The organism is uncultured Brachyspira sp., assembly GCF_934747485.1.
GTDB lineage: Bacteria > Spirochaetota > Brachyspiria > Brachyspirales > Brachyspiraceae > Brachyspira.
Window position 1 is genome coordinate 1 of the sequence record NZ_CAKVGN010000108.1, and the last position, 5,556, is coordinate 5,556.

Consider the following 5,556-nt stretch of genomic DNA (forward strand, 5'->3'; position numbering starts at 1 on the left):
TAAAGTTGAAAAACAATTGGAAATTATATATAATTTAGCAAAAAAGGAGCTTTTTTAGTTATCTGGGTCAGCCCCTTCATTTTTATCTCCTTCATTGTTGTTTATTATTGTTTATGCATATATTATAACACATAAACATACACTTTGTAAAGTTTTTTTAATATTTTTTTAAAAAATTACTGTTTTTTTTACTATTATTTTATATATTTTACTTATTTTTACTTTTCAAAGTAATTATTTATACATAAAAAAGCCCGTATTTCTTAATACAGGCTTAATAATATAATTTTTATTTGTTTATTTATTTTTCAGTATCTGCAGGAACCACTGCCAAATCGCTTACCTTAGCACCATCAGAAATATTAACTATTTTTACACCCTTAGCGTTTCTTCCCAACTCTGGTATAGAATCAGCCTTTATCTTTATAGTCATGTCATCTGTAGTAACAACCATTATTTCATCTTTGTCGCCTACAGTTTTTACACTCACCACATTTCCTGTTTTGTTGTCAGGCTTAATATAAATCTGACCCTTTCCGCCTCTGCCTTTAGCATTAAATTGCTTAGAAGAAAGTCTTTTGCCTATGCCGTTTTCTGTAATCACTATTAATGATTCACCTTTATGTATGCCGTTTCCAGATACACAAACATCATTGTCGTCTAAACTAATACCCTTAACTCCAGAAGCAGCACGTCCCATATTTCTCACTTTCTGTTCATTTATCCTCAAAGCAAGCCCAGAAGCAGTAGTCATAATAAAGTCATCGCCGCTTTCAACAGCAGATACCCCTATAAGCTCATCATTATTCTCTAATGTTAAAGCAAGTATACCCCTCTTCTTAGCATTCTCCAAATGTTTAAGCTCCATCTTCTTAATAGTACCCATCTTAGTAACCATTATAATTGATTGTTTAGGGTTAAACTCAGATACTGTAAAGTAGCTTGTAATCTTTTCATCTGGTGCCAAATTGAGTATAAACTTTATGCTCTTACCTTGTGAAGTTTTTGTGAGAGCAGGAATCTCATGCACCTTCATCCAGAAAGCCTTACCTCTGTCTGTGAATATAAATAAATAATCTTTGGTAGAAGCAACGAATAAATGTTCTATATAATGTTCGCCTTGAGATTTACCGCCCTGTACTCCTACTCCGCCTCTTCCTTGCGTACGATAGCTTGAAGCAGGTACTCTTTTAATAAATCCTTGAGTAGTGATAGATACTGCCACATCTTCATCATGAATCAAATCTTCTTCATCAATTTCAGTATCATTAGTTTTGCCTATTATCTCGCTTCTTCTGTCATCTCCGTATTTTTCTGCTATGTTTTTAAGTTCATCTTTAATAACAGCAAGTATTTTTTCCGGATGAGCAAGCAAGTCTTCACAATAAGCAATAAACTCTCTTAACTGTTGTAATTCTTGTTCTATTTTGAGTTTTTCTAAAGCAGTCAAACGTTTAAGAGGCATATCGAGTATAGCTTGAGCCTGTTTTTCTGATAGCTTAAACTTACTCATTAAAGTGTTTCTTGCAGCTTCTGTGTTTTCGCTCTGCCTAATAATTCTTATAACCTCTTCGATATTAGCCTGAGCTATTAATAACCCTTCTAATATATGTGCTTTTGCTTTAGCTTGATTTAAATCATATTCCGTTCTTTTTGTTATTACTTCAACTCTATGATCAACAAAATATTTTATAAGCTCTTTTAAGTTTAATACTTTAGGCTCGCCATTAACCAAAGCAAGGTTTATAATACCAAAAGTAATTTCTAAATCTGTATGCTTCCAAAGCTGATTTAATACTATCTGAGTAGCAACACCCTTTTTAAGCTCTATTATAAGCCTAATTCCAGACCTATTGCTTGACTCATCTCTAATATCAGCAACGCCCTCAATTTTACCTTGTTTTACTAACTCAGCAATCTTTTCATGCAAAGTAGTTTTTACAACGCCGTAAGGAAGTTCTTTTACAACAATAGCCTCTCTGTCTTTTTTTGTCTCTTCTATTTCAAGCCTTGCTCTTAACTTTATTCTTCCTTTGCCTGTAGTATAAGCCTCTTTAATGCCCTCTTTACCGTATATTATACCAGCAGTAGGGAAATCAGGACCTTGTATATAACGCATCAAATCTTTAATTTCAGTATCTTGATGGTCTATGTAATAAACAATAGCATTAACAACTTCTTTCAAGTTATGAGGGGGCATATTAGTAGCCATACCAATGGCAATACCCATACTTCCATTAACTAAAAGCTGCGGTACTGTTGCAGGAAGCACAGAAGGCTCTGTTCTTGAATCATCGAAGTTTGGTACAAATTTAACAGTTTCTTTTTCTATGTCATTGAGCATCTCTTCTGCGAATTTAGTCATTCTCGCTTCAGTATAACGCATAGCAGCAGGAGGGTCATCGTCCACAGAGCCAAAATTACCTTGCCCGTCCACAAGCAAATAACGCATAGAAAAGTCTTGTGCCATTCTCACCATAGTGCCATAAACAGCAGCATCTCCGTGCGGGTGATAGCGTGCCAACACTTCACCAACGGTAGCAGCAGACTTCTTATATGGTTTATCATGTGTTAAATTAGCATCATACATTGCATAAAGTATTCTTCTATGCACAGGCTTAAGTCCGTCTCTTACATCAGGCAAAGCCCTTGACACTATAACACTCATAGCGTAATTTAAATAAGATTCTTTTAATTCATTTTCTATAGAAATATGATCAACTCTTTTTAGAATATCTTTTGTTAGTGTGGAATATTTTCTCTCTTCACTATTATCATTATTCTTTTTTACAGCCATAGAATTTCATCCTTAAAAAATGTTCTTGCTATTATAACATTTTAACAATAAAAATCAAATAAAGAATTATTAAGAAAAATATAAAAAAAACACATACTTAAAAAAGTATGTGTTTTTTAACATAAAAAATATTATTTTATATTATATTTTTGTATAATTTTATTTTTATAAACCTCGGCTTGTGTTCCGTAAATAGCCTGTATTCCGTTTCCAGCCCTCAAAACCTTCTTAGAATTAAGAGAAGTCCAAACATCATCGCTAGCAACTTTACTAGGGTCTTTTACAGTAACTCTTAATCTTGTTATACAAGCATCTATATTATCTATATTTTCTATTCCGCCAAGAGCTTGCACAATAGAATCTATTATACTGTCATCATCTGCAGCAACTGCTCCATCTGCTTTTGAACCGTCTTTTTCATTATAATCAGCTCTTCTATATAATTTTACTTCGCTTCCTGATCTTCCCGGAGTTGCAAAATTAAACTTTAATATCAAGAATTTAAATACAAAATAATAAACAACAGCATATACTGGTCCTAATATTAATATCCATTGATAAGAAGTTTTAGTTATTCCCTGTAATAATCCAAAGAATGTAAAGTCAATTAAACCTCTTGAGAATGTAATACCTACAGCTACATTTAATATATACATCAACATATATGCTAATCCCTCTAAAACAGCATGCACAACATATAAAGGAGGAGCTATAAATAAAAATGTAAACTCTAAAGGTTCAGTAATACCAGTTAAAAAAGAAGTCAAAGCAGCTGATAGTAAAATACCTTTTGCTTTTGTTTTATTTTCATCATCTGCCACATGATACATAGCCAAAGCAGCAGCTGGCAAGCCAAACATCATAGGTAAGAATCCGCCTGTCATAGTTCTAGTAGCAGCAGCACTAAAATGTGTTACTGTAGGGTCAGCTAATTGAGCGAAGAATATTCTCTGTCCTCCTGCAACTAATTGTCCGCCTACTTCTAATACGCCGCCTAATTCTGTATACCAGAATAATGGATATATAGCATGGTGAAGTCCGAAAACATTTAATATTCTCATAGCAAAACCATAGAAAAAAGTTCCAATATATCCAGTAGCAGCAAACAATTCTCCTGCCTTCACTATACCTTTAAATATGCTAGGCCATATAAATGGGAATATAGCTGCTAATGGTATAAAAAATACCATAGTTAAAACAGCAACAAATCTATTGCCGCTGAAAAATGCTAAATAATCAGGCAATGTCTGATTTGCAAATCTATTAGTAATAAAAGCTGATAATAAACCGCATATAATACCGCCAAATACTCCGGTTTGTAATGTAAATATTCCCAATTCCCTAGCATATAAAGCAGCAGTACCGGCGGCCTCTCCTGCACTCATACCCGCAGCCATTAAAGCATCTACTGTTGTATTATCTGGAGTATGACCTTGAAATTTTAATATTACACCTATAACAGTATGAAACAATAAAAAACCAACAACAGCAGATAAAGCAGCTGTTTCTTTACTCTTGTTAGCCATACCTATAGCTATACCAACCGCAAATAAAAGAGGTAAATTAGCAAATACAAAATTTCCAGCATTAAATAATAATACTAAAACATAATTTAAAGGAGTACCTGTTTGTAAAAATGTTAAATTATATGTCTCTATCAAAGTTGGACTTGTAAAAGCACCGCCTACACCCAATAATATACCAGCCATAGGAAGTATTGCAATAGGAAGCATAAAAGATCTGCCTATTTTTTGAAGCAATGCAAATGAATTCTTCATATTTTCTCCTAATTTATTTTTAAAAAGAATTATAACATATTAGAGAAAAAATAGTACAAAAATATAATTTTTTTACAATTTATTATAAAGTTTCTATAGCTTTTACAAATTTCTCTGCTATCTGCTTAGGTCTAGTTATAGCCCCTCCAACAACAACAGCTAATGCTCCCATCTCTATACCCTTTTTTGCTTTTTCAGGTGTATCTAAATTACCCTCTCCAATAACAGGTATTTTTACTGATTTTAATACTTGCTCCAAAGTAACTAAAGGTTCATTACCTTTTGTATAATCAGTATATCCGCATAATGTTGTTCCTACTATATCAATACCTATCTCCTCGGCATAAATAGCCTCAGATACATCTGATATATCACCCATTATAATTTGGTTAGGATATTTATCTTTTATTGCTTTCACAAAATCTTTTAATTGAACCTTATCTGGTCTTTCTCTCTTAGTAGCATCTATTGCTATTATATCAACCCCTTCTGCACATAGTTCGTCTATTTCTTTCATGGTTGGAGTTATATATACATTACAATCCCCATAATTTCTTTTTATAATACCTATAATAGGAAGATTAGTATTTTTTTTAATTTCCTGTATATCTACAACTGTATTCGCTCTTATTCCGCCTGCCCCTGCCTGAGTTGCAGCTAAAGCCATTCTACCCATTATAAAAGAACTAAATAAAGGCTCATCTTCCAATGCCTGACAAGATACTATAAGTTTGCCCTTTATTTTTTTGAATACTTCATTCATACAAAATACTCCATAATTTTATTAAATATATAAAATTATATAATATACAAAAATTATTTCAAACAAATTAATTTCATAAATATATTTTTATAAATATTTACTCTATTATAAAAATATATTTACACTACAATTTTTATTTATAATTGCACAGGAGCCAGACATATTGCAGTTAGGAATTCCTTAATTTCTTAAAGTATAGCATAGGTGTATCATAATTT

Annotated in this window: 3 protein-coding genes; all 3 read right to left on the minus strand. The window is 32.3% G+C overall.

Features of this window, described 5'->3' with window-relative positions; translation table 11 throughout:
- Nucleotides 1-301 precede the first annotated feature (301 nt).
- The 3 genes from gyrA to Q0H31_RS12825 all read right to left on the minus strand — a co-directional run bounded on the left by gyrA (nt 302) and on the right by Q0H31_RS12825 (nt 5,338).
- Nucleotides 302-2,797: a DNA gyrase subunit A gene (gene gyrA / locus Q0H31_RS12815; protein WP_295298793.1), complete on the minus strand. Its 2,496-nt coding sequence runs from the start codon at nt 2,795-2,797 to the stop codon at nt 302-304.
- A gap of 131 nt (nt 2,798-2,928) precedes the next feature.
- A complete protein-coding gene (locus tag Q0H31_RS12820; protein ID WP_295298796.1) occupies nt 2,929-4,575 on the minus strand; it encodes a PTS transporter subunit EIIC in 1,647 nt (548 codons plus the stop codon).
- Between the two features lie 82 nt (nt 4,576-4,657).
- Nucleotides 4,658-5,338 (minus strand): N-acetylmannosamine-6-phosphate 2-epimerase, encoded by a 681-nt coding sequence (locus tag Q0H31_RS12825; RefSeq protein WP_295298798.1) that lies wholly within the window; start codon nt 5,336-5,338, stop codon nt 4,658-4,660.
- Nucleotides 5,339-5,556: the final 218 nt, after the last annotated feature.

Excerpts from the sequence above, each read along its gene's own strand:
- Q0H31_RS12820 (WP_295298796.1), bottom strand. The coding sequence starts at position 4,575 with ATGAAGAATTCATTTGCATTGCTTCAAAAAATAGGCAGATCTTTTATG.
- Q0H31_RS12825 (WP_295298798.1), bottom strand. The coding sequence starts at position 5,338 with ATGAATGAAGTATTCAAAAAAATAAAGGGCAAACTTATAGTATCTTGT.
- gyrA (WP_295298793.1), bottom strand. The coding sequence starts at position 2,797 with ATGGCTGTAAAAAAGAATAATGATAATAGTGAAGAGAGAAAATATTCC.